We start from the raw sequence: 22,707 nt of genomic DNA on the forward strand, positions 1-22,707 counted from the left end.
ACTATTTTGAGTTTATATTTCTTTGTTGCCTATATTTACAACATAAATTTACAATTATTTCTTCGCATTATGAGGTTAGATTTTATAAATATTATTGCTGCTTTCTTTTTTTTAACATTAATCTCTTGCAACAAAAATAATAACGTAACTTCTAGTAATTTATTGGGTGCTGCAGTGGTTTATAACGATTATTTTTTACCCAAGAGTACCACAGGTGTAGTGATTCGTCATCGATTTTATACTCTATCTTATGCAGAAGAGCACGAGCAGGCTGAATGGGTTGCTTATGAGTTGAAGAAAAATGATATTGTTCGCGTAAATTTTAAGAGACCTTATTTTATTGAAGATCCTAAAGTCCCAACAAAATCGGCTAGTTGGAGAAATTATATACGTTCTGGATACGATCGTGGTCATCTTTGCCCAGCGGCTGACAGACGTTTTTCTAGAGAGGCTTTCAATGAAACTTTTTATACCTCAAATGTATCTCCCCAAAGAAACGATTTCAATGCTGGAATTTGGAACAGATTGGAACAGAAGACAAGATATTGGGCGCAGAAATACGATGGAGTATATGTGGTAACGGGAGGTGTTTTAGACAATCATCAGAAAACCATAGGAAAAGAAAGAGTTACTGTTCCGAATTACTTTTACAAAATTTTAATGGATCGATCAGGCGGTGCATACAAAATGATTGCCTTTTTGATGCCACATAAAGAGTCGGATAAGCCTTTATATCACTACGTGGTTTCTGTTGACAAGATTGAAAAAATGACCGGAATAGATTTTTTCCCGAATTTACAAGATGATTTGGAGAAAGATTTGGAACGAAAAGCCGATTATAAACAATGGGCTTTTTAAATTTACCATTCGTTTACTTTGTTGGCATCCATCTTTACAAAAATGAACAGTAATATGGTAAACGCCCATAAACTGGATCCTCCATAGGATAAGAATGGCAAAGGAACTCCAATGGTAGGGAAAATACCAATTACCATAGAAATATTGACAACAAAGTGGGTAAACAATACGGAGGCAACCCCATAGCCGTAAATTCTACTAAATTTAGTTTTTTGATTTTCTGCTAAGTACAAAATACGCAGTAGTAAAGCCACATAAAGAAGAATTAAAACAGCAGAACCAACAAAACCCCATTCTTCTCCAACTGTCGTAAAAATATAATCGGTATGTTGTTCGGGTACAAAATTCCCTTTTGTTTGCGTTCCTTCCAAATAACCTTTGCCAAGCCAACCTCCGGAACCGATAGCTATTTTAGATTGGTTGGTGTTATAACCAACTCCAGCCATATCTACTTCTCTCCCAAAAAGAACATTAAAACGATCTCTATGATGTTGTTTGAATACGTTTTCGAAGACATAATCTACAGATAAGGCGAAACCAACCATTACAATTAAAACTGTTGCACTAGCAATAATATTACGATGAATAGGACGCGATCTCAGATAATGAATTGCTACACCAGCAAAAATAAGTAGTACTACGTATAGAGGTTTGAGCAATAAGGCCATTAAAAATAAAGCTACTGCAAAAAATCCTGTCCATAAATACCATGAGGGAAGACCTTCACGATTTAATACAAAGATGAACATGGTAAAGATAAGGGCACTTCCTGGGTCAGGTTGTGGTAATATTAATAAAATAGGCAAGGCAATGATTAGTAAACCAATGAGTTGATGGTTAAAGTTTTTTAAATTTACCTGTGAATCGCTTAAATATTTTGCTAACGCTAATGCCGTTGCTGCTTTAGCAAATTCGGAAGGTTGTATCGTGAAAGAACCAATGGCATACCAACAACGTTGTCCGGCAACCGTTTTACCAAAGATGAAAAGTCCGGCAAGTAAGACCAAAGATGCTCCAAAAAAGACACTGGCAAAACGTTCATAAATTTTAGCATCAATGGTAAGAATTATGAAAATCAAAACAATGTTACAGCCAATAAAAATTAACTGTTTTCCATAATTTTGAGTAATGTCAAAAATATAATTGGATTCTGGTGTAATATCAGCGGAATAGATGTTCATCCAACCTAATATTACCAGTGCCATATATAAAATTACGGTAATCCAATCGATGTTATTTTTAACACTTTGATTTTTCATTTACACTGAAGTTGAAGTAGTTTGTGCTTTCTTAATAGAATCTAATTTCTTTTGATTTTTAACTCTTTGAACCGAATCTTTGCGTACTTTGATTCGGTACATCGAGTCGACATATTTTCTTGAGAATTTATTGTACTCGTGTTGTAAACTACGATTCATCATATTCTCCTCTCTGACCTTATTGGTAACTTTTCCTTTAATGTATTTTTCAACCATCAAAGAAGTAATCGGTCCTGCAATAGTTGCGCCATAACCTCCATTTTCTACAAATACGGCTATAGCAATTTTTGGATCATTTTTAGGTGCAAAAGCTACAAATATAGAGTGGTCTTCTAGTTGAACTCTTTTACCATTGATTTTAGCAAAGTTTTCAGCAGTTCCTGTTTTACCACACATTTCGATACCTTCAACTCCCAGAAAATAAGCTGTTCCTTTTTTATAAACTTCAGCCAAACCTTCAACAACGGGTTTGTAATATTTAGGATCTATAGAAGTTGTGTGTTTTGTTCTGAATTTCGCATCTATAGGTTTTCCTTTAATCTTTTTAATGATATGAGGAGTGTAATAGTAACCTCTGTTGGCTATGGTAGCCATCATATTAGCCAGTTGGATTGGGGTCATTAGAACTTCACCTTGTCCAATTGAATTCGAAATGATTGCAGTAGATCTCCAACCACCATTTGGATAAATTCGCTCGTAGGTTTTTGATGTCGGCAAGTTACCTCTTCTTCCAGTTGGCAAATCGTATCCCATGAATTGTCCAAGTCCAAAAGTTTTTAAGTGTTGACTCCAATGATCTACCCCAATAGAAGGAGTACTGTATTTATCGATACTGCGCAAGTAAGCATTTGCAAAATAAGTGTTGCACGATTTAGCAATACCCATATGAAGTTTTCGCATACCGCCTCCACAGTGGCATCTCATAAAGCGTCCACGTCCATAACTAAAACCACCACGGCAGGCAAAAGCAGTCGAAGTATCGATAACTTGTTCTTGCAATCCAGCCAAAGCAGTTAGTATTTTAAAAGGTGACCCTGGTGGATATTCTGCTAGTAAACTTCTGTCGTATAGAGGCTTTGCTATAGAATCGTTGTATAATTTTGTGTAATTTCTTGATCTTTGACGGCCCACTAAAATAGCGGGATCATAAGAAGGTGCTGTTACTAGACATAAAATTTCACCCGTTTTAGGTTCAATAGCGATAATTCCACCACGTTTATTCTTCATTAATGCTTCACCGTATTTTTGTAGTTCCGCATCAATAGTTAAGGTGATGTCTTTTCCTTGTAGGGCAATCGTATCGTATTTTCCTTCTTTGTAAGGTCCAATTTCTCGATTAAAGCGGTCTCTTTGTATGTGTTTTACTCCTTTTTGGCCGCGGAGTATTTCTTCATACATTTCTTCAACACCTTGTTTCCCAATTAAATCACCACTTTTGTAATATGGATTTTTGTTGATGATGGCATCGTTTACCTGTGTGATGAATCCAAAAACATTGGCACCAACACTTACTTGATAATCGCGAAGGGAACGTTTTTGAATGTAGAAACCTTCAAATTTTCTTTCCTTTTCTTGAAAAGCGGCGTACTCAAGTTTGTTCAATTGTCCTAAAAACACTGATGGTAGGAGCGGGCTGTATACCACAGCTTTATCAAGACGTTTCTGGAAATCTTCTTTGGTAATATTAAGTAATTTACAAAATTCTAAAGTATCAAGGTTTTTAATTTCCCTTGGAACAACCATGATATCATAAGAAGGTTGATTGGCTACAAGTAAATTGCCATTACGATCATAAATATACCCTCGCTCGGGATATTCGTATTTGATTTTGATGGAGATATTTTCCGATTTCAGTTTTAATTCTTCATCGATTATTTGTAAATAAAAAAGCCTTGCTATGATTAAAATAGCAGAAACTATTATCATACCAGGAAGTAGTAGCTTTCTCATTTTTTAGTGGGCTTGAATAAATAGATGATTAGTATACTAACTAATAACGTAAATACTGTGGTTCCAATTGTTCTTAGTAGTGCATCTAATATAAAATCGAATTTAAAAAACTCTAATAAGAACAATAATAAGTGGTGTGTAAGTATTGAAATAAAAATGAATGTAAATCTTTCAGGAGAAAGACGATCATTGATTTTAATAGTTTGATATTCATAACTTAATCCGAAAGCAAATCGGAAGAAAGCAGGTCGTATTTGAGCTAAAATTAAACAAGCTGTTGCGTGAACTCCTCCAGAATTGGAGAAAATATCCATTGTTAAACCTAAAAAGAAACTGGCAATAAGTAAACCGGACTTATTGGTGTTAACCGGATAGAGTAAAATAAATAGGATATAAGGATAGGGATTCAAAAAGCCAAACAGGTTAATGTTATTGAAAATTATTACCTGTGCTGCAATAAGAAAAACAAAACGAATGATATTAAATAATAAAGTGCTATTCATTTGGTTTAGTTTCGGCTTCTAATTTGTTAATTTCATCAATGTCTTTATTATTGATAATATAAACATGGTTAAGATTGGTCATGTCATTGAATAATCGAACATCTACTGTGTAGTAGTTGGTCTTAGTATCCATATATATTTTATCGATAATTCCTACTGGTATATTTTCTGGGAAAATTTTGGATATACCTCCTGTTACAATCGTATCTCCTTTTCTAACGGAAGCCAACCTTGGAATTTCAACCAATTGCACATATCCAGCATTTTTGGCTGTCCAAATCAGTGATCCAAAGTGGTTGGTGCGTTTTACTTTGGCATTAATTTTAGATTTAATATTCAATACGCTGATTACAGTAGCGTAATTAGAAGATACCTTTTCGATTACCCCAACAATTCCTTGACTGCTAATAACTCCCATGTCAGGTTTTACTCCTTTTAAGGAACCCGAATTGATAGTTAAATAGTTTTCAGGAACATTGTAAGAGTTGTTGATGATTTTGGATTGAATAACTTCGATCTTATCATATCCTTTGACAGAATCTTTAGGTAAGTTAAAGACACTATCTTTTTGGTTAAATAATAATTTGCGCAAGGCTGCATTTTCCTGCGCTAATTTGTCATTTTGTTGTTTTAAACGGAAATAAGTCTCTATCTCGTTTATTTGTTCGTAAACATTTCCTGAAAGAATGTTAGCAGAATTAACTACTTGGCTTCGATGATACGAATGCGATTGAACTACTAATGTTAACGAAGTTATCAAAAGCAGCAAAAACAGTAAGCGATTACTGTTTTTAAATATAAAGTTAAATATTTGCTGCATTGGATATAATTACAAATTTTGAATCTGTTGAACCTCTATCGATCGATGTTTCGATGATAGATTCTGGTCTATTGTTATTTAATTAAAATACTTCTGTATTTGTTGATATTCTTTAAGGCCATTCCTGTTCCTCGAACTACAGCTCTTAATGGATCTTCGGCGATAAATACGGGAAGATCTGTTTTTTGTGAAATACGTTTGTCTAAACCTCGTAACATAGATCCACCACCTGCAAGATAAATACCGGTGTTATAGATATCAGCCGCTAATTCAGGAGGAGTTTGAGATAAAGTCTCCATAATCGCGTCTTCGATACGTTGTATAGATTTATCTAAGGCTTTAGCGATTTCTCTGGAAGAAACTTCAATTTGTTTTGGTTTTCCAGTCAATAAATCACGCCCTTGAACAGACATATCATCTGGTGGAGAGTCTAAATCTTCTGTTGCAGCTCCTATTTCAATTTTAATTTTTTCAGCAGTTGTTTCTCCCACAAATAAATTGTGTTGAGTACGCATATAATAAATGATGTCGTTGGTAAAAACGTCACCGGCAATTTTCACCGATTTGTCACATACAATACCTCCTAATGCAATTACAGCAATTTCCGTAGTACCACCACCTATATCTACAATCATGTTTCCTTTAGGTTGCATAATATCGATTCCGATACCGATAGAAGCAGCCATAGGTTCATGAATCAAATACACTTCTTTTCCATTAACACGCTCAGCCGATTCCTTTACCGCACGCATCTCTACTTCGGTAATTCCTGAAGGAATACATATTACCATACGTAAAGCTGGAGTGAAAAGACGTTTTTGTAAGGCAGGGATACTCTTGATTAACATTTTAATCATTTGTTCTGATGCATCAAAATCAGCAATAACCCCATCTTTCAAAGGACGGATTGTTTTAATATTTTCGTGTGTTTTCCCTTGCATCATGTTGGCTTCTTTACCAACTGCGATTATTTTTCCAGTTATACGGTCGCGAGCAACAATAGAAGGGCTATCGATAACAACTTTGTCGTTGTGAATGATTAAAGTATTTGCGGTACCAAGGTCTATGGCGATATCCTCGGTCATGAAATCAAAAAATCCCATATTTTATTTGAGGGTTAGTATGTTTAATATAGTCTATTCCAAACGCAAAAGTATAAAAATTATTCCGTATAATTCAAAATAAAAAATGCATCAATAAAATTTTATCGATGCATTTGTAAATATTGTAAAATATTTAAGGTTTAGTGTTTAAAATGTCTGATTCCTGTAAAAACCATTGATATCTGATTTTCATTACAGTAATTGATACTTAATTCGTCTTTAATAGATCCTCCAGGTTGAATTACAGAAGTAATTCCGGCATGGTTAGCAATTTCAACACAATCAGGGAAAGGGAAAAAAGCATCGCTTGCCATTACAGCTCCGGTAAGATCGAAATCGAAAGATTTTGCTTTTTCAATAGCCTGACGTAACGCATCTACTCTCGAAGTTTGACCTGTTCCTGAAGCACATAGTTGTTTGCCTTTTGCCAAAACGATAGTATTCGATTTGGTGTGCTTGCATATTTTTGAAGCAAAAAGTAAATCTTCAATTTCTGCTTCGGATGGAGAGGTTTGGGTTACTGTTTTCAGATGTTCTTGGTTGTCGGTTACTAAGTCTTTATCTTGTAGTAAAATTCCGTTTAGACAAGTTCTTACCGTTGTTTTGGAAAGTTCTGTCTCTTTTTGAACCAAAATAATTCTGTTTTTCTTTTCTTCTAGAATATCAATAGCGGCGTTGTCATAACTTGGAGCAATGATTACCTCGCAAAATAATTTATTGATTTCTTCAGCCGTAGCTAAATCGATGTTTCCGTTGGCTATTAAAACACCACCGAAAGCAGAAGTTGGGTCTCCCGCTAACGCATCCAAATAGGCTTCCTTCATTGTTTTTCGAGTAGCAATTCCGCAAGCATTATTATGTTTTAGGATGGCAAAAGTAGGAGCATCGTTTTTGAATTCGTTAATTAGATTGACAGCGGCATCAACATCTAACAAGTTGTTATAGGACAATTCTTTTCCGTGTAATTTGTCAAACATTGCTTCAAAATCACCAAAAAAGAATCCTTTTTGATGTGGATTTTCTCCATAGCGAAGCACATTTCCTTGTGTTTCACTGATTTTAAGAACCGTTTCGGTTTCGTCTTGGTTGAAGTAGTTGAAAATTGCCGAATCGTAATGGGAAGAAACATTAAACGATTTGGTAGCAAAAATCTTTCTTTGTTCTAAAGTCGTTGCTCCGTTTTGCTCGGAAATTATGTTTAAAAATAATTCGTATTCCTTTACTGAAGGAACAATTACAGTGTCTTTGAAGTTTTTAGCAGCAGCTCTGATTAATGAAATTCCTCCGATATCTATTTTTTCAATAATTTCTGAGTCACTGGCACCTGATGCAACTGTTTTCTCGAAGGGATACAAATCCACGATGACTAAGTCAATTTGAGGAATTTCGAACTCGCGCATTTGTTCAATGTCGGTTTCGTTTTCTTGACGGTTCAAAATACCTCCGAAAATTTTAGGATGTAGGGTTTTTACTCTTCCTCCTAGGATAGAAGGGTAGGAAGTAACATCTTCTATTGGAACTACAGGAATACCAAGATTTAAAATAAATTCTTCGGTTCCTCCGGTTGAATAAAAAATAACACCAAGTTCGTGAAGTTTTCTAACGATGGGCTCTAAACCAGTCTTATCGTACACTGAAATCAGTGCCGATTTAATTGTTTTTGTAGTATTCATTGTGTTGTTGTAATTTGTGGTACAAAAGTAATTTATTCCGTTGTAATTACATGGTAATGGAACAAAAAATGTAACAATTATCGTTTTTTTATACTAACATGTTGTAAATAGTACTCGTTATGATGATTTATATTCGTTTGTTGCAGGAGAGTTTTAGCTTCGCAGTCAGTGCTTTGCGCAATAATAAACTTCGTACTTTATTGTCATTATTAGGTGTGACTATTGGAATTTTTTCAATTATAGCGGTACTCACAGCAGTAGATTCTTTAGATAAAAAGATAAAAAAGGATCTTAGTTCACTAGATAAAAATACAATCTATCTGACTAACGTTTCTTTTGGCCCTACTAAAGTACCGAAATGGAAAAGGGAACAGTTTCCTAAAGTTACTTTTGATGAATTTGAATATCTCAAAAAATCGCTCAATAATCTTGATGCCATGTGTTTTCAGTTGTTTACTCGAAACGAAAACATGCAATTTGAAGGGAAAACGGTAAGTTCTGTCAGTATTGGACCTACTACTTTTGAATTGTCCGATATACAAAAATTAGAATTTGAAAAAGGCCGATTTTTTAATGAAGCCGAATCCAATTCGGGGTCGCCGGTAATTGTTTTGGGGTATCAAATCGCTGAAAATTTATTTGATGACTTGGAACCTATAGGGAAAAAGGTAAGACTTTATGGTCAAAGATTTACGGTTATTGGAGTGATGAAGAAAAAAGGTTCTGGTGTTTTTGATGATAATCAGGATACTTCGGTTTATATTCCAGTTAATTTTCTGCGAAGAATGTATGGTGACAATAATGAAATGATTACTCCTGCTATTTTAATCAAACCGGTGGATGGGGTAGATATTGAATCGTTTAAAGAAGAGTTAACTCAAAAACTAAGAAATTATCGTGGACTAAAACAAAATGAAATAGATAATTTTTTCATTAATGTACTTTCTGGATTAACTGAAATGTTAGACGGGATTATTAGTATGATGAATAAAGTAGGTATTGGAATTGCTTTCTTTTCTTTTCTAGTTGGAGGCTTCGGAATTGCTAATATCATGTTTGTTTCTGTGAAAGAAAGAACCAACCTGATTGGGATTCAAAAATCATTGGGAGCCAAAAACAAGTTTATCTTATTCCAATTCTTATTTGAAGCTATTGTTCTGTGTTTTATTGGAGGGCTAGTTGGAATTACTCTCGTTTGGCTTCTATCGATTGCTTTGACGCGTGTGCTTGACTTTGAGTTTGTCTTAAGTATTGGAAATATTTTGTGGGGATTTGGATTATCGATTAGTGTTGGGTTGATTTCTGGAATTATACCGGCTTATATTGCTTCTAGATTAGATCCCGTGGAGGCGATTCGTAGTGGGATGTAGTATTTAATTAATCAAAAATCTACAAGCTCAATAGATTCAACTTTTTCTATTGATATAAAAAAATACCCCAAAACAGTAAGTAACTATTTTGGGGTATTGTATTTTATAAAATTCTATTATCGAATTTCTCTGTTTAAGATCAAATCAAGGTATAAGTTGATTTTATTTTTTAACTCTTTACGATGAGCAATAAAATCAAGGAAACCATGCTCTAATACGAACTCAGCGGTTTGGAAACCTTCTGGTAATTCTTTTCCTGTTGTATCTTTTACTACACGAGGACCGGCAAAACCAATCAAAGCTTTTGGTTCCGCAATATTAATATCTCCTAACATAGCGTAAGAAGCTGTTGTTCCTCCTGTTGTAGGATCTGTACATAAAGAGATGTAAGGAATTTTAGCTTCAGCTAATTGAGCTAATTTGGCAGAAGTTTTTGCTAACTGCATTAATGAGTAAGCGGCTTCCATCATACGCGCACCACCCGATTTTGAAATCATTACAAAAGGGATGTTGTTTTTGATAGAATAATCGATTCCTCTAGCGATTTTTTCACCTACTACAGCTCCCATCGAACCACCAATGAAAGCAAAATCCATACAGCAAACAACTAAATCTTCACCTTTCGATTTTCCAACACCAGTTCTAACCGCATCTTTTAATTTGGTTTTACTCATTGCATCTGTTAGACGATCAGAATATTTTTTGGTATCTGCAAAATGTAGTGGGTCTTTAGAAGTGATATTTTCATCTAATTCAACAAACTCATTGTTGTCAAATAAAATTTGAAAATATTCTTTACTTCCAATTCTCACGTGAAAATCATCTTCAGGACTCACCCATAAATTTCTTGCTAATTCTTCAGCATCTACAATTTTTCCAGTAGGAGATTTGTACCATAATCCTTTTGGAACATCTTTCTTATTTTCAGTGGGAGTAGTAATTCCTTTTTCTTTTCTTTTGAACCAAGCCATAATTTTAAAGTTATGAGTTTTTAAGTTATAATTGATGAGTTGCGAGTCGAAAACTTGTAACTCCTCATTCATAACAATTAAAGTGTATTTACGTTATTTAAATCGGCGAAAGCCTGCTCTAATCTTTTGTTGAAAGTGATTTCACCTTCACGAACCCATTTTCTAGGATCGTAATGTTTTTTGTTAGGAGAATCTGGACCATCAGGACTTCCGATTTGGGTTTTTAAGTAATCAATTTTAGAAGTCATGTAATCTCGAATACCTTCGGTGTAAGCAAACTGTAAATCGGTATCAATGTTCATTTTAATTACTCCGTAAGAAATAGCTTCTCTGATTTCTTCTAATGTCGATCCAGAACCACCGTGGAAAACAAAATCTACAGGATTGTTTCCAGTGTTGTATTTTTTTTGAACATACTCTTGCGAGTTTTTCAGAATTTTAGGGGTTAACTTCACGTTTCCGGGTTTGTATACACCGTGAACGTTTCCGAAAGCAGCCGCAATAGTGAATCTAGGAGAAACTTTCATTAATTCCTCATACGCATAGGCTACTTCTTCGGGTTGTGTGTATAATTTTGAACTGTCTACATCGCTGTTGTCCACTCCATCTTCTTCACCTCCAGTAATTCCTAATTCGATTTCCAGAGTCATTCCCATTTTACTCATACGACTTAAGTACTCTTTGCAAATTTCGATATTTTCATGAAGTGGTTCTTCTGATAAATCGATCATGTGAGAAGAGTATAAAGGTTTTCCTGTTTCGGCAAAATGTTTCTCGGAGGCATCCAACAGACCATCAATCCAAGGTAAAAGGTTTTTAGCACAGTGGTCCGTATGAAGGATAACGGTAGCACCATACGCTTCGGCTAAAGTATGGATGTGTTTTGCTCCTGCAACAGCTCCTGCAATGGCAGACTTCTGATTTTCGTTAGATAATCCTTTACCAGCATTAAATTGTGCACCTCCGTTAGAAAACTGGATAATTACGGGAGCATTCAATTTTGCTGCAGTTTCAAGTACTCCATTAATAGTGCTCGAACCTACTACGTTTACAGCAGGAAGGGCAAAGCCTTTTTCTTTAGCGTAGTTAAAAATTTCCTGTACTTGGTCGCCGGTTGCAACACCTGGTTTTATGTTGTGAGCCATGTAATAGTTTTTTATAAGATTGACAAAATTACAAATTTAGTTTTTAGAATGGATAGTTAATACCAATATTTAGAACTCCTTTATTGAGACGCATCTCTTTAAACCATTTTTCTCCTTCTTTTAAAGCGGGATTATAGGTTTTAAAACCGTAATCAAATCTGACGATGAAAAATTTAAAATCGTATCTGAATCCCATTCCGGTTCCTAGTGCCAAATTTTTTAGCGATTGGACTCCTGAGAAAATCTTTGTTTCATCGGTTTCATTATCAAAAACATTCCAAATATTTCCGCAATCGGCAAAAATAGCTCCATTAAGATCGCCAAAAAACTTAAATCGAAATTCAGTGTTCAAAGCAATTTTCATATTCGCTTCGTTAAAATCGTTCAGACCACCGGAGCTACCTGGACCTAAACTATAGGATTGCCAAGCTCGGTTATCGTTGGTTCCCCCAGCAAAATAACTTCGTGAAAAAGGAATTGATTTAGAATTTCCGTAAGGAATTGCAATTCCGAAAAAGCTTCGAAAGGCAATCGATTTGTTTCGTTTTAAATCCCAATGACGTATAAATTCAAAATCGGTTTTTATGTATTGTGAATAGGTTAATCCAAAAAAGTCTCTGGTTCCATCATCATTTTTTGGTTGATTGCTAAGATCGGAGAGTACGGTTAAAAAGTTTCCTGCTACTTCAACTTTACTACGGAAACTATAAAACTGTCTGTCAAAAAAATCAGTTTTATTGTTTTTACTGAAACTGAAATTGGAAGCGAAGATTAAGTTGTTTTCCGTTAAACGATCTTTTCGTTCTTTAATACTTTTAATGTTTTTATAATCGGTACTATTAGGATCTAAACTAGGATAAATGTTCTGTAGCGCATTTGTTATAAATTGATTGGATCCTGTTGGGATAGTCAAATTTCCGTTGGCATCTACTAAAGTAGGATCAGTATTGTACAATTCTGCTAGATTGTTTAGTCGGTTGTATGAAGAATTGTAAACGTTGAAATAATTGTCGATGTTAACGTTTTTGACGTATTGTAAGTTGATCAAGTCAAGTTTGATATCGGTATTTTTATTTGGAACCCAACTGTAGTTAATGGTAGAAGTAAGGTTTTCTTTATCCAATCCAATATTGGTCTGTTTTGAAAACCCTAAACTAATCAAAGAGTTGGGAAACATTCTTTTGGGAATAATTCTATCGGTGTTAAAAGGAAGAAACAGTCTTGGGAAAGTTAGACGTAAATCTGCACCGACTTCGGATAGATTGAAAAACTGATTGTTCGGATTGGCCAAATCTTTAGAAGAACCAATGTTTCCTCTGAGTCCTAATTCCAATATTTCAGCTCCTCTAAAAATATTTCGAATAGAGAAAGAAGTACTACCGGCAATACCAAAATCCATGATATTGGAATGCGTAAAATCGGCATTGGCTCTAAAACTGTATTTGTCTTTTGAAATTAGATAAATATTGGCTTTGACAGTTTTGGTTAACGTATCTTCAACGTATTGAATGTTAGGGTAATTAAACACTCTGAGGTTGCTTAAAGATCGGAGAGTTAGTGTTCTGTTTTCGTCACTATAAACATTTCCTTTTTGTATAAAAACGGCATCTGTTAATGCTTTGGGTCTGTAGCGAAGTCTGTTGGTGCTATAAATGTTGAAGTTTTTATAGATGGCACTATCGGCTACTTGTTTTTGGTTTCGGTTGGATAAATCATTGGTGAAGATATTTACTTCTCCAATTTTATAAATCTCGTAAGGCTTCGTTTTTGTAGAGTCGTTTATTTTGTATTCACGATTGGTGATATTAACGATAACTGGAGCCTTTTTAGAAGTAGTATCGATTTCAAAAAAAATATTTTGTTGTTGAAAATGGTAAACTCCATTGTTTCTAAAATAGGAAGTCAAACGAGTTCTTTCGCTATCAAAATTTTCTGTTTTGTACTGTTGTCCAATTTTAATCTGCGATTTTCTTTTCACACTTTCATAAAGTGAATCAATCACAGGTGATTGTATATTGGTTGAAATCGTGTCTAGAAAAGTTGGTTCTCCTTTAACAACCTCATAATGTATTTTTCCTTTTTTATTTTTGAGGTAATCTATTTTATGTTTGGCAACAGCATCGAAATAGCCCAAATTAAAATAATGAGCTTTAAGTCTTTTAACAGAGCGTGCTGTTTTTATAGTATCAATGATTACTGGGGCTTCTCCTGTTTTTCTTAAAAAATTATGCCAACCATAATACCAAAAAGATTTACTCAATCTGTTGATTTGTTTTTTGGAAAGAAGCTTGGCTAATCGATAATATTTTTTTGGGTTCTGATTGTATTTTGCTTTAAAAATAGAATCTGTATTTTCTTTGGCTAAATTATACATGTGCAAACGCAACTTAATTCCTAGAATGTTAGAGTTGGGTTGCTGTTGTATGTGCGCTACTACATCTTCGTCTTTTACTTTTTTACCATCCACTTGAAGCGTGTTTTTGGTCAAAAGATGTTGGTTGGCAGGAACTTTTTTTACTGCATCACAGGCAGATAAAAGTACTGCAATTAGAAGAATTAATACTATTTTTGTAGAGAAATTATTCAATAGAATCTGAAATTTAGTTCAAAAATACACTTTTTTTTATGGTTAGTAAAAACCAAATAAAACTTATAACGAGTTTACAACAAAAAAAATATAGAAAACAAAATCAATTATTTATTGCAGAGGGAGTAAAGGTGATTGAGGAACTTTTGCATTCTAGTTTAGAACTAGAGCAATTGTTTGTAACGCATCCCATGTTTTCTGAAATCCCGGAGCATAAAAAAAGTGTTGTAACTACGGCAGAATTAAATAAAATTTCAGCATTAACTACTGCTAACGATTGTTTGGCACTTTTTAAAATCCCTCAAGATAAAGAGGTAAACGATTCGGGATTAGTTGTTGCTTTAGATGATATTCGTGACCCGGGAAATTTAGGAACTATTATCCGTCTCTGTGATTGGTTTGGGATTCAACAAATTGTTTGTTCCGAACAAACTGTAGATGTATATAATCCAAAAGTTGTTCAGGCTACCATGGGGTCTATAGCAAGAGTGAATGTGACTTATGTAGATTTAGAAAGGTATTTGAAGAAAGTTTCAAAAACTGTTTTCGGAACTTTTATGGAAGGTGAAAATATCTACAAACAGGCCTTGCCGCAAGAAGGCATTATTGTTTTAGGAAACGAAGCCAATGGTATTTCTGAGAAAATTGAAAACCTTGTCACTCAAAAAATTTCGATTCCTCGATTTGGAGATTTACAACAAACCGAAAGCCTTAATGTAGCTATGGCAACCGCTATTGTTTTGAGTGAATTTAAGCGTAAAGAGTCCTAACAAAAGGCTTTTTAATGAAAAGCAAAATTGATAAACACTCCGCGGGTAGACATGCTAGCTACGTTTCCTGTCCAAGGACTATTAGGATCTGCGTCGGGAATGATTTCATTCTTTAAACCGAAAACACCTCTGATGGAAGGCGAAAATTTAAAATATTCAAAATACATGTCAATGCCCACGCCTAATTCATAATTGTTAGTGTTTTTCAACATTCTGAAACGGTTTGCAGAATTATCGTCAGGTGAATTGGCATTACTCGACAAATTCATAGAAGTGGATAATCCTCCAATCACATATGGTTTAACATTTCCTAATCGTTTGGAAGAGAATTTAGCCAATAACGGCAAATGAATGTATGTCGATTTCACTTCTCTTAATCGATCTACGGGATCGGTAAGATTCGGGAACGTCAGATTGCGTTGTCCATAGTGTAAACCTGGTTCAAATCGTAAATCGATATATTCGTTGATGCGCAAATTAGAAATCAGTCCTACGTTGAATCCCATCTGACTATCAACCAAAATGTCTTCTCCGTCAAATTTTTTATCTATTTTAAAATCATAGCTATTAAATCCCAAGTAAAAACCAAAGTGAACCCTTTGTTTGTCGAAATTTTCAAGATTAATAAGCGGTTTTTTGGCAAACATGCTTTTCTTGAAAACCTGTGCGTTTGTGATGGTTGTCGCTAAAATTAAAATAGTGATGAAAAGTCTTTTCGTCATTTTGGTCGTTATTTTTTTGATGCGCTATAAATGGTAGCTACCCCAAAAGTTTGAGGAAGGTTTTTTACATCTATAAACCCAATATTACGTAAAATATTGTTTAAACGCTCTCCGTAAGGGAAAATTGATGCCGAATCGGATAAATATTTGTAAGCAACTTTATCTTTTGAAAATAAGCGTCCTATTAACGGTAGGATGTTTTTAGTGTAAAAATTGTAACCTTGTTTGAACGGGAATTTTTCTGGAACCGAAGTTTCTAAAATAATGAATTGACCGTTTGGTTTTAAAACTCTATATATTTCAGACAAGCCAGATTCTAAGTTCTCGAAATTTCTGATTCCAAAAGCAACTGTTATCGCATCAAAAGTATTGTCTTCAAAAGGAATTTTTTCGCTGTCGCCTAAAACCATTTCAATTTTTGAAGAAAGGTTTTTTTGAGCAATCTTTTGCTTTCCAACTTCCAACATTCCTGCAGAAATATCCAAACCAATGATTTTTTCCGCATTAGTTTGCGAAAGTAATATTGCTAAATCTCCGGTTCCGGTAGCTACGTCTAATAGTAATTTTGGATTTTTAGAAGCCACCATCTTTACTATTTTTTTTCTCCAAGACACGTCTATTCCAAATGAAATAACTCTATTTAAATTATCATACTCAGAAGAGATGGTGTCAAACATTTGAGCAACTTGTTCCTTCTTACTAGAGTCGGAATCTTTATATGGTTTAGTACTAATTGACATGATATAATTTTTAACAAAGATAGGATTAAATTTTAATAGCTAAAAACATGTGTTTCATCGAATAATTAGCAATTTTCATCGTTTTTATCATTAAAATCGGGTATTTTTTAAAATACTAACAATTTGGTATTGTGTTGATTGTGTAAAATTACTATTTTTACAATCAGAATAATACTAGAAAATGTTCTTAACATTTAATGATGAAAAAATGAATTAACAGACACGGTTAATTTGTAATTCCAATCATGAGCTGCAATTGTTACCCAATTGCATAAAAGTGTCACAAACGTTCTTTGGGTTAAATTTGTTTTTGGAAATTTAGTTTTGTTGTATTACTTTAGTGGTATTTGGTAATACAGCATAGAGATTCTAATCTCGGTTTTTATTGGCCAATATAATTTTGGTTGAACAGTAAAGACTTTACAAAATTGATTGGAAACATCATATCGGTATTATTTAAAAACACCTCTTAATGAGGTGTTTTTTTTGAATAAATTTTAGATTTTATGATAAGTTTCAAAAGTAAAGGCGAAGGAATGTTTTTCGTCTTTATCATGAAAAGTGCTTTGTGTTAGTTTCCATTTTTTAGAATCAATTTCAGGGAAAAAAGTATCCGCTTCAAAATCACCATCTACTCTGGTAATGTCTAGACAATCTGCTATGGATATAGATTGTTTGTAAATTTCCCCGCCACCAATGACAAACACGTTTTGGTTTTCAGGAACGGCATCAAGAGCTGCTTCTAAAGAATGAACTACAATACAACCCTCGGGAGCGTTATAATTCTTATTCTTTGTAATAATAATATGAGTGCGATTAGGAAGTGGTTTTGGAAAGCTTTCAAATGTCTTTCTACCCATAATTATATGGTGACCGCTAGTTATCGATTTAAACCTTTTGAAATCATCCGGAAGATGCCAAAGCAACTGGTTGTCTTTTCCTAATTCGTTATTTTTACCTACGGCAGCAATTAATGTAATCATTAGCTTTGTTGGTCTAAATCTTTTTGCAATTGTTCTATTCGGCGTTCTTGTTTTGCCATCAGTTTATCAATTTGTTCTCTTTCCCACTTTTTATTCATAAAACTATCGGTTACAAATACTCTAATGAAGTGGAGAATAAAAATGAACAACCAAATAATAATTGCCCAAACGGCCCAATTGGTTTCGGGTAGTATATTCATTAATTTGTTGGAAGCAATAAAGAAAATGCTACCCAATACAAAAAGAACAAAATGAAAGTATAAACGTTTTTTCTGCTTCAATCGAAGCCGTGCGTATTCGTAAAGTTCGTGTTGGTTAATGTCCATAATGTTTAGTTTACGAATTAAAGATACTATTTTTTTGGATTATTTTAAATTAAAATTAATCGGTAAGACATATTTTGCTCTGACTTTTCTTCCGTTTTGAAAACTAAAAACCTTTTTTGTAATCGCTTTTATTTAGAAGTATCTAGTTTTGTAATAATCCTAAACTTCGTATTTGTCGTTTTCAGTCCTAGCCAATAGAAATTAGCGGTTGAAGATAACAGCAAAAAAGATTTTTTTGATTTTTTGACAGAAATTAAACAGATACTTGTCCTTTGATATGAGGATGCGGATCGTAGTCTGTTAAGGAGAAATCTTCAAATTTGAAATCAAAAATATTTTTAACAGCAGGATTCAAAATCATTTTTGGTAACGGTCTTGGCTCTCGACTTAGTTGTAACTCTAATTGTTCCAAATGGTTGTTATAGATGTGAGCATCACCAAAAGTATGGATAAATTCTCCGGGTTGAAGGTCGCAAACTTGAGCAATCATCAAGGTCAATAGCGCATAAGAAGCAATATTGAATGGAACGCCAAGAAAAATATCAGCACTGCGTTGGTACAATTGACACGATAATTTGCCATCAGCGACATAAAACTGAAAAAAAGCATGACACGGAGGCAAAGCGGCCTTACCGTTAGCTACATTTTCAGAGAAAGTTTTTTTATCGTCCGGTAAAACCGAAGGATTCCAAGCAGAAACTAACATTCTACGACTGTTAGGGTTCTTTTTTAAAGTTTCTATGAGTTCTGAAATTTGGTCAATTTCTTGACTATTCCAGTTACGCCATTGATGACCATAAACAGGGCCAAGGTTTCCGTTTTCGTCAGCCCATTCGTCCCAGATTTTTACACCGTTTTCTTTTAAATAATTAATGTTGGTGTCGCCTTTTAAAAACCATAACAACTCATAAATGATCGATTTTAGATGTAGTTTTTTCGTTGTTACCATAGGGAAACCTTCGCTCAAATCAAAACGCATTTGGTATCCGAAGACACTCTTGGTTCCTGTTCCTGTACGATCTCCTTTTTGGTTACCGTTTTCTAAAACGTGCTTTACTAAATCTAAATATTGTTTCATTGTAGTTCTTTCGGTCTTTGATGTTAATAGCGATTTATGAATTAAGATTCTCTTTTCGAAATTTCATCTCTAACTTTCGCAGCTTTTTCATAATCTTCATCTTGTACAGCTTGCTCAAGCATTTCGTGTAATTCGGATAAACTTAATTTTGCGAATGCATTTTGCTTATCGCTAGTTTCCTCTAATCCAAAAGTTTCAGGCGTGGTTAGAATCGCTTCGTCTTCTTCCTGATTTTCAGTTTCAGGATTAATTTTTAGGTAAATTCCAGCTTTGTCTAAAATGTTTTTGTAGGTAAAAATAGGAGCGTTAAAACGCAATGCCAATGCTATAGCATCTGAGGTTCTAGCATCGATAATTTCTTCTATTTTATCTCTTTCGCAAATCATACTAGAATAAAATACCCCATCAACTAATTTATGAATGATTACTTGTTTGATGACAATATCAAAACGGTCTGCAAAGTTTTTAAATAAATCGTGTGTTAAAGGACGAGGCGGTTTAATTTCTTTTTCCAAAGCGATAGCAATCGATTGAGCTTCAAAAGCTCCGATAACTATTGGTAATTTTCGATCTCCGTCTACTTCATTCAATATGAGAGCATAAGCTCCGTTTTGTGTCTGGCTATATGAAATCCCTTTTATTGATAATTTGACTAAACTCATTATGGTTTTAGTTTTCTAATTTTTGATTACGATTGCATTACGGAATGCTCACTGTTATAAACTGTTAAAGGCGAAATGTTTCAGTTTTAATGCATTAAATTATTAACAATTATTGATATGCAAAGTAACGAAAAACTTTGTGCTTCTTAAAATAAAAAAAGAAGAGCCATATAAAAATGACTCTTCCTTTATTTTCCGTTTTTGTTCGGAGTTATGAATTCTGCGCTTTGAAAGCTTTTAATTTTTCAATCAACGCTGGTACTACTTGGAATGCGTCTCCAACCACACCATAATCAGCTACTTTAAAGAAAGGCGCTTCAGGGTCTGTGTTGATAGCTACTTTTACTTTTGAAGAGTTGATACCAGCAATGTGTTGGATAGCTCCAGAGATACCTACAGCAATGTATAAGTTAGTAGCAACTGGTTTACCTGTTTGTCCAACGTGCTCACTGTGAGGTCTCCAACCTAAATCAGAAACTGGTTTAGAGCAAGCCGTAGCAGCACCTAAAACAGAAGCTAATTCTTCAATCATACCCCAGTTTTCAGGACCTTTTAATCCACGTCCTCCAGATACCACAACATCTGCATCAGCGATAGTTACTTTACCTGATCCTTTTTCAACAGATTGAACTTGTACACCAAAGTCAGCATCAGAAATAGTAGGAACAAAATCTTCGGCTGCAGCAGCACCAGAACTTTCTACTAAACCAAAACTGTTTTTACCAATAGCCAATACTTTTACATCAGTATCAATTTGTGTAATCGTGAAAGCTTTGTTTGAAAAAGCGTTTCTTTTTACTTGGAATGGAGCAGTACTTAAAGGTAATGCCACTACGTTTGAAGCATAACCTGCGTTTAAGTTAACCGCTACAAGTGGAGCCATGTATAATGAATCGGTAGTAGAAGATAAAACAACCAATTTAGCAGATTCTTTTTCTGTAGCTTGTTTGATAACATCTGCGTAAGCTTTTGCGTTGAAGTTGTTCAATTTATCGTTAGTAACTTTTAATACTTTATCTACTCCGTATTTTCCTAATTCAGATACATCACCGGCATTAATGGTAACAGCGGTTACAGTTGATCCTGTTGATTCGGCAATTTTTTTTGCGTAAGAAGCTAATTCAAAAGCTACTTTTTTGAATTTTCCTTCTGCTGATTCTGCGTATATTAAAATGGACATAATTTCTATTTTTTTGAATGTTGAATAGTAAATCTTAAATGATACGATTGATCATTTAAAACTCAAAATTTAATATTAGATTACTTTTGCTTCGTTGTGTAGTAAGTTAATTAACTCATCTAAATTGTCTGGGCTAACCAATTTCACAGCTTGTTTAGGAGCTGGTTTTTCAAATTTCACAGCTTTTGTAGCTACTTCAGCACCTACAGGCTCAAGAACAGTTAATGCTTTTGTTCTAGCAGTCATAATACCACGCATGTTAGGAATACGTAAGTCTTTTTCTTCTACTAGTCCTTTTTGTCCTCCAACGATTAATGGTAAAGATGTTGTAACAGTTTCTTTTCCACCATCGATTTCTCTTACGGCGGTAACATTAGAATCTTCGATTTTTAAATCGATACAAGAATTTACAAAGTTAGAACCAAGGATTCCAGCAATCATTCCAGGTACCATACCTCCATTATAATCTAATGATTCTTTACCAGCAATTACTAAATCGTAACCACCATTTTTAATTACTTCAGCTAATTGTTTCGCAACAAATAAACCATCAGTAGGATTAGCGTTTACTCGAATGGCTTCGTTTGCACCAATCGCCAAAGCTTTTCTTAAAGTAGGTTCTGTGTCAGGTCCGCCAACGTTTACAACAGTTACGTTTGCGCCTTGTTGTTCTTGGAACCAAATAGCTCTTGTTAATCCAAATTCGTCATTTGGGTTAATAACATACTGAACACCATTAGTGTCAAATTCTGAATCACCATTGGTAAAATTAATCTTTGAAGTAGTATCAGGAACGTGGCTGATGCAAACTAATATTTTCATATTTAATAAATTGTTTTGTATAATTGGAATACAAATATAAATAAAAATAGCAAATATACTATGCGTGCATAATATTTTTTTCAAAAAATGAATTTGTTTTCATAAAGATTGAATGGTTTTCTTGTGGGGAAGCTGTAAATTGTGATTTAAAATTTCTATTTTTGCTGTTCGAATTTTGAATGTTATATAAAAATATATGAGAACGATACAGTTTAGAGAAGCCGTTTGTGAGGCGATGAGTGAAGAAATGCGTCGCGACGAATCGGTATATTTAATGGGTGAAGAAGTAGCAGAATATAATGGTGCCTACAAAGCTTCTAAAGGTATGCTGGATGAATTTGGTCCAAAGCGTGTAATTGATACACCAATTGCCGAGTTAGGGTTTGCGGGTATTGCTGTAGGTTCAGCGATGAATGGTTGTCGTCCTATTGTGGAGTTCATGACATTCAACTTTTCTTTGGTTGGTATTGATCAAATTATAAATAATGCTGCTAAAATGCGACAAATGTCTGCAGGACAATTTCCAATGCCTATGGTGTTTCGAGGACCAACTGCTTCTGCGGGTCAATTAGGAGCAACGCACTCTCAAGCTTTCGAGAATTGGTTTGCTAATACGCCAGGTTTAAAAGTGGTAGTGCCTTCTACACCGTATGATGCTAAAGGACTGTTGAAATCAGCTATTCGTGATAATGATCCTGTAATCTTCATGGAATCTGAGCAAATGTACGGAGACAAAGGAGAAGTGCCAGAAGGAGAGTACACTATTCCTCTAGGAGTAGCAGATGTGAAAAGAGAAGGAAAAGATGTGACGATAGTATCTTTTGGTAAGATTATTAAAGAAGCATACATTGCTGCTGATGAATTAGAAAAAGAAGGTATTTCTTGTGAAATAATCGATTTACGTACTGTTCGTCCAATGGATTATGATTGTATTATCAATTCTGTGAAAAAGACGAATCGTTTAGTAGTGTTAGAAGAAGCTTGGCCGTTTGCTTCGGTAGCTTCTGAAATTACCTACATGGTTCAAGAAAGAGCTTTTGATTATTTAGATGCTCCTGTTCAAAGAATTACCACTGCAGATACACCTGCTCCATATTCGCCAACTTTATTAAAAGAATGGTTGCCTAATGCGCAGGACGTTATTAAAGCAGTAAAAAAAGTAACCTATAAATAAGATAGTAAACT

Annotated in this window: 21 protein-coding genes; 4 read left to right on the plus strand and 17 right to left on the minus strand. The window is 34.3% G+C overall.

Annotated elements, in window-relative coordinates:
- Window positions 1-69: 69 nt before the first annotated feature.
- Window positions 70-858 (plus strand): DNA/RNA non-specific endonuclease, encoded by a 789-nt coding sequence (locus tag NAT50_RS08170; RefSeq protein ID WP_250592754.1) that lies wholly within the window; start codon window positions 70-72, stop codon window positions 856-858.
- 2 nt (window positions 859-860) lie between these two features.
- Here NAT50_RS08170 and rodA read toward each other — a convergent pair whose 3' ends face one another.
- The 6 genes from rodA to purH form a co-directional block, all read right to left on the minus strand.
- Window positions 861-2,117 carry a rod shape-determining protein RodA gene (gene rodA / locus NAT50_RS08175; protein WP_250592755.1) on the minus strand — a complete coding sequence of 419 codons (1,257 nt, stop codon included), beginning with the start codon at window positions 2,115-2,117 and terminating at the stop codon, window positions 861-863.
- Window positions 2,118-4,067, minus strand: coding sequence for a penicillin-binding protein 2 (gene mrdA, locus NAT50_RS08180; RefSeq protein ID WP_250592756.1), 1,950 nt, complete (start codon window positions 4,065-4,067; stop codon window positions 2,118-2,120). It lies immediately after the preceding gene.
- On the minus strand, window positions 4,064-4,570 hold the full coding sequence (locus NAT50_RS08185; RefSeq protein ID WP_250592758.1) for a rod shape-determining protein MreD: 507 nt from the start codon (window positions 4,568-4,570) through the stop codon (window positions 4,064-4,066). Before NAT50_RS08185 ends, mrdA begins: the two co-directional genes overlap by 4 nt.
- Window positions 4,563-5,390 (minus strand): rod shape-determining protein MreC, encoded by an 828-nt coding sequence (gene mreC / locus NAT50_RS08190; RefSeq protein WP_250592761.1) that lies wholly within the window; start codon window positions 5,388-5,390, stop codon window positions 4,563-4,565. Before mreC ends, NAT50_RS08185 begins: the two co-directional genes overlap by 8 nt.
- A gap of 74 nt (window positions 5,391-5,464) precedes the next feature.
- Window positions 5,465-6,493, minus strand: coding sequence for a rod shape-determining protein (locus NAT50_RS08195; protein WP_250592763.1), 1,029 nt, complete (start codon window positions 6,491-6,493; stop codon window positions 5,465-5,467).
- A 140-nt stretch (window positions 6,494-6,633) separates the two neighbouring features.
- On the minus strand, window positions 6,634-8,166 hold the full coding sequence (gene purH, locus NAT50_RS08200; protein ID WP_250592764.1) for a bifunctional phosphoribosylaminoimidazolecarboxamide formyltransferase/IMP cyclohydrolase: 1,533 nt from the start codon (window positions 8,164-8,166) through the stop codon (window positions 6,634-6,636).
- A 119-nt stretch (window positions 8,167-8,285) separates the two neighbouring features.
- On the opposite strand from purH, the gene NAT50_RS08205 reads away from it, so the two are divergent.
- Window positions 8,286-9,536, plus strand: coding sequence for an ABC transporter permease (locus NAT50_RS08205; protein ID WP_250592765.1), 1,251 nt, complete (start codon window positions 8,286-8,288; stop codon window positions 9,534-9,536).
- A gap of 116 nt (window positions 9,537-9,652) precedes the next feature.
- Here the strand turns inward: NAT50_RS08205 and accD are convergent, their stop codons facing one another.
- From accD to tamL, 3 genes are all read right to left on the minus strand, one after another.
- Window positions 9,653-10,507: an acetyl-CoA carboxylase, carboxyltransferase subunit beta gene (gene accD / locus NAT50_RS08210; RefSeq protein ID WP_250592867.1), complete on the minus strand. Its 855-nt coding sequence runs from the start codon at window positions 10,505-10,507 to the stop codon at window positions 9,653-9,655.
- 77 nt (window positions 10,508-10,584) lie between these two features.
- A complete protein-coding gene (fbaA, locus tag NAT50_RS08215) occupies window positions 10,585-11,652 on the minus strand; it encodes a class II fructose-bisphosphate aldolase (protein ID WP_250592767.1) in 1,068 nt (355 codons plus the stop codon).
- A 43-nt stretch (window positions 11,653-11,695) separates the two neighbouring features.
- The gene (tamL, locus tag NAT50_RS08220) at window positions 11,696-14,239 is read right to left on the minus strand and encodes a translocation and assembly module lipoprotein TamL (RefSeq protein WP_250592768.1); all 2,544 of its coding nucleotides are present in this window, start codon (window positions 14,237-14,239) and stop codon (window positions 11,696-11,698) included.
- A 38-nt stretch (window positions 14,240-14,277) separates the two neighbouring features.
- Between tamL and NAT50_RS08225 the strand changes: the two genes are divergently transcribed.
- Window positions 14,278-15,009 carry a TrmH family RNA methyltransferase gene (locus NAT50_RS08225; RefSeq protein WP_250592770.1) on the plus strand — a complete coding sequence of 244 codons (732 nt, stop codon included), beginning with the start codon at window positions 14,278-14,280 and terminating at the stop codon, window positions 15,007-15,009.
- Between the two features lie 11 nt (window positions 15,010-15,020).
- On the opposite strand, the gene porT is transcribed toward NAT50_RS08225, so the two are convergent.
- From porT to NAT50_RS08265, 8 genes are all read right to left on the minus strand, one after another.
- Complete coding sequence (gene porT, locus NAT50_RS08230) at window positions 15,021-15,731, minus strand: type IX secretion/gliding motility protein PorT/SprT (protein ID WP_250592771.1); 711 nt, start codon at window positions 15,729-15,731, stop codon at window positions 15,021-15,023.
- An 8-nt stretch (window positions 15,732-15,739) separates the two neighbouring features.
- Window positions 15,740-16,471 carry a bifunctional demethylmenaquinone methyltransferase/2-methoxy-6-polyprenyl-1,4-benzoquinol methylase UbiE gene (gene ubiE / locus NAT50_RS08235; protein ID WP_250592772.1) on the minus strand — a complete coding sequence of 244 codons (732 nt, stop codon included), beginning with the start codon at window positions 16,469-16,471 and terminating at the stop codon, window positions 15,740-15,742.
- A gap of 497 nt (window positions 16,472-16,968) precedes the next feature.
- Entirely contained in the window at window positions 16,969-17,454 is a 486-nt protein-coding gene (locus tag NAT50_RS08240; protein WP_250592774.1) for a dihydrofolate reductase, read from the minus strand.
- On the minus strand, window positions 17,454-17,780 hold the full coding sequence (locus NAT50_RS08245) for a 2TM domain-containing protein (protein WP_250592775.1): 327 nt from the start codon (window positions 17,778-17,780) through the stop codon (window positions 17,454-17,456). The genes NAT50_RS08240 and NAT50_RS08245 overlap by 1 nt, the downstream gene beginning before the upstream one ends.
- Window positions 17,781-18,033: 253 nt before the next feature.
- The gene (locus NAT50_RS08250; RefSeq protein WP_250592777.1) at window positions 18,034-18,858 is read right to left on the minus strand and encodes a thymidylate synthase; all 825 of its coding nucleotides are present in this window, start codon (window positions 18,856-18,858) and stop codon (window positions 18,034-18,036) included.
- 41 nt (window positions 18,859-18,899) lie between these two features.
- Window positions 18,900-19,520 carry a bifunctional nuclease family protein gene (locus NAT50_RS08255; protein WP_250592779.1) on the minus strand — a complete coding sequence of 207 codons (621 nt, stop codon included), beginning with the start codon at window positions 19,518-19,520 and terminating at the stop codon, window positions 18,900-18,902.
- Window positions 19,521-19,731: 211 nt separating this feature from the next.
- Window positions 19,732-20,700 carry an electron transfer flavoprotein subunit alpha/FixB family protein gene (locus tag NAT50_RS08260; RefSeq protein WP_250592780.1) on the minus strand — a complete coding sequence of 323 codons (969 nt, stop codon included), beginning with the start codon at window positions 20,698-20,700 and terminating at the stop codon, window positions 19,732-19,734.
- Window positions 20,701-20,775: 75 nt separating this feature from the next.
- On the minus strand, window positions 20,776-21,522 hold the full coding sequence (locus NAT50_RS08265; protein ID WP_250592781.1) for an electron transfer flavoprotein subunit beta/FixA family protein: 747 nt from the start codon (window positions 21,520-21,522) through the stop codon (window positions 20,776-20,778).
- 196 nt (window positions 21,523-21,718) lie between these two features.
- Between NAT50_RS08265 and NAT50_RS08270 the strand changes: the two genes are divergently transcribed.
- Window positions 21,719-22,696 carry a pyruvate dehydrogenase complex E1 component subunit beta gene (locus NAT50_RS08270; RefSeq protein ID WP_250592782.1) on the plus strand — a complete coding sequence of 326 codons (978 nt, stop codon included), beginning with the start codon at window positions 21,719-21,721 and terminating at the stop codon, window positions 22,694-22,696.
- The last annotated feature ends 11 nt before the right edge of the window (window positions 22,697-22,707 follow it).

Source organism: Flavobacterium luminosum (genome assembly GCF_023635005.1).
Taxonomy (GTDB): Bacteria; Bacteroidota; Bacteroidia; order Flavobacteriales; family Flavobacteriaceae; genus Flavobacterium; species Flavobacterium luminosum.

Excerpts from the sequence above, each read along its gene's own strand:
- NAT50_RS08185 (WP_250592758.1), bottom strand. The coding sequence starts at position 4,570 with ATGAATAGCACTTTATTATTTAATATCATTCGTTTTGTTTTTCTTATT.
- NAT50_RS08255 (WP_250592779.1), bottom strand. The coding sequence starts at position 19,520 with ATGAGTTTAGTCAAATTATCAATAAAAGGGATTTCATATAGCCAGACA.
- NAT50_RS08170 (WP_250592754.1), top strand. The coding sequence starts at position 70 with ATGAGGTTAGATTTTATAAATATTATTGCTGCTTTCTTTTTTTTAACA.
- NAT50_RS08245 (WP_250592775.1), bottom strand. The coding sequence starts at position 17,780 with ATGGACATTAACCAACACGAACTTTACGAATACGCACGGCTTCGATTG.
- mrdA (WP_250592756.1), bottom strand. The coding sequence starts at position 4,067 with ATGAGAAAGCTACTACTTCCTGGTATGATAATAGTTTCTGCTATTTTA.
- purH (WP_250592764.1), bottom strand. The coding sequence starts at position 8,166 with ATGAATACTACAAAAACAATTAAATCGGCACTGATTTCAGTGTACGAT.
- ubiE (WP_250592772.1), bottom strand. The coding sequence starts at position 16,471 with ATGTCAATTAGTACTAAACCATATAAAGATTCCGACTCTAGTAAGAAG.
- NAT50_RS08270 (WP_250592782.1), top strand. The coding sequence starts at position 21,719 with ATGAGAACGATACAGTTTAGAGAAGCCGTTTGTGAGGCGATGAGTGAA.
- rodA (WP_250592755.1), bottom strand. The coding sequence starts at position 2,117 with ATGAAAAATCAAAGTGTTAAAAATAACATCGATTGGATTACCGTAATT.
- mreC (WP_250592761.1), bottom strand. The coding sequence starts at position 5,390 with ATGCAGCAAATATTTAACTTTATATTTAAAAACAGTAATCGCTTACTG.
- porT (WP_250592771.1), bottom strand. The coding sequence starts at position 15,731 with ATGACGAAAAGACTTTTCATCACTATTTTAATTTTAGCGACAACCATC.
- NAT50_RS08250 (WP_250592777.1), bottom strand. The coding sequence starts at position 18,858 with ATGAAACAATATTTAGATTTAGTAAAGCACGTTTTAGAAAACGGTAAC.
- NAT50_RS08260 (WP_250592780.1), bottom strand. The coding sequence starts at position 20,700 with ATGTCCATTTTAATATACGCAGAATCAGCAGAAGGAAAATTCAAAAAA.
- NAT50_RS08240 (WP_250592774.1), bottom strand. The coding sequence starts at position 17,454 with ATGATTACATTAATTGCTGCCGTAGGTAAAAATAACGAATTAGGAAAA.
- NAT50_RS08225 (WP_250592770.1), top strand. The coding sequence starts at position 14,278 with ATGGTTAGTAAAAACCAAATAAAACTTATAACGAGTTTACAACAAAAA.
- NAT50_RS08195 (WP_250592763.1), bottom strand. The coding sequence starts at position 6,493 with ATGGGATTTTTTGATTTCATGACCGAGGATATCGCCATAGACCTTGGT.
- fbaA (WP_250592767.1), bottom strand. The coding sequence starts at position 11,652 with ATGGCTCACAACATAAAACCAGGTGTTGCAACCGGCGACCAAGTACAG.
- NAT50_RS08265 (WP_250592781.1), bottom strand. The coding sequence starts at position 21,522 with ATGAAAATATTAGTTTGCATCAGCCACGTTCCTGATACTACTTCAAAG.
- NAT50_RS08205 (WP_250592765.1), top strand. The coding sequence starts at position 8,286 with ATGATGATTTATATTCGTTTGTTGCAGGAGAGTTTTAGCTTCGCAGTC.
- accD (WP_250592867.1), bottom strand. The coding sequence starts at position 10,507 with ATGGCTTGGTTCAAAAGAAAAGAAAAAGGAATTACTACTCCCACTGAA.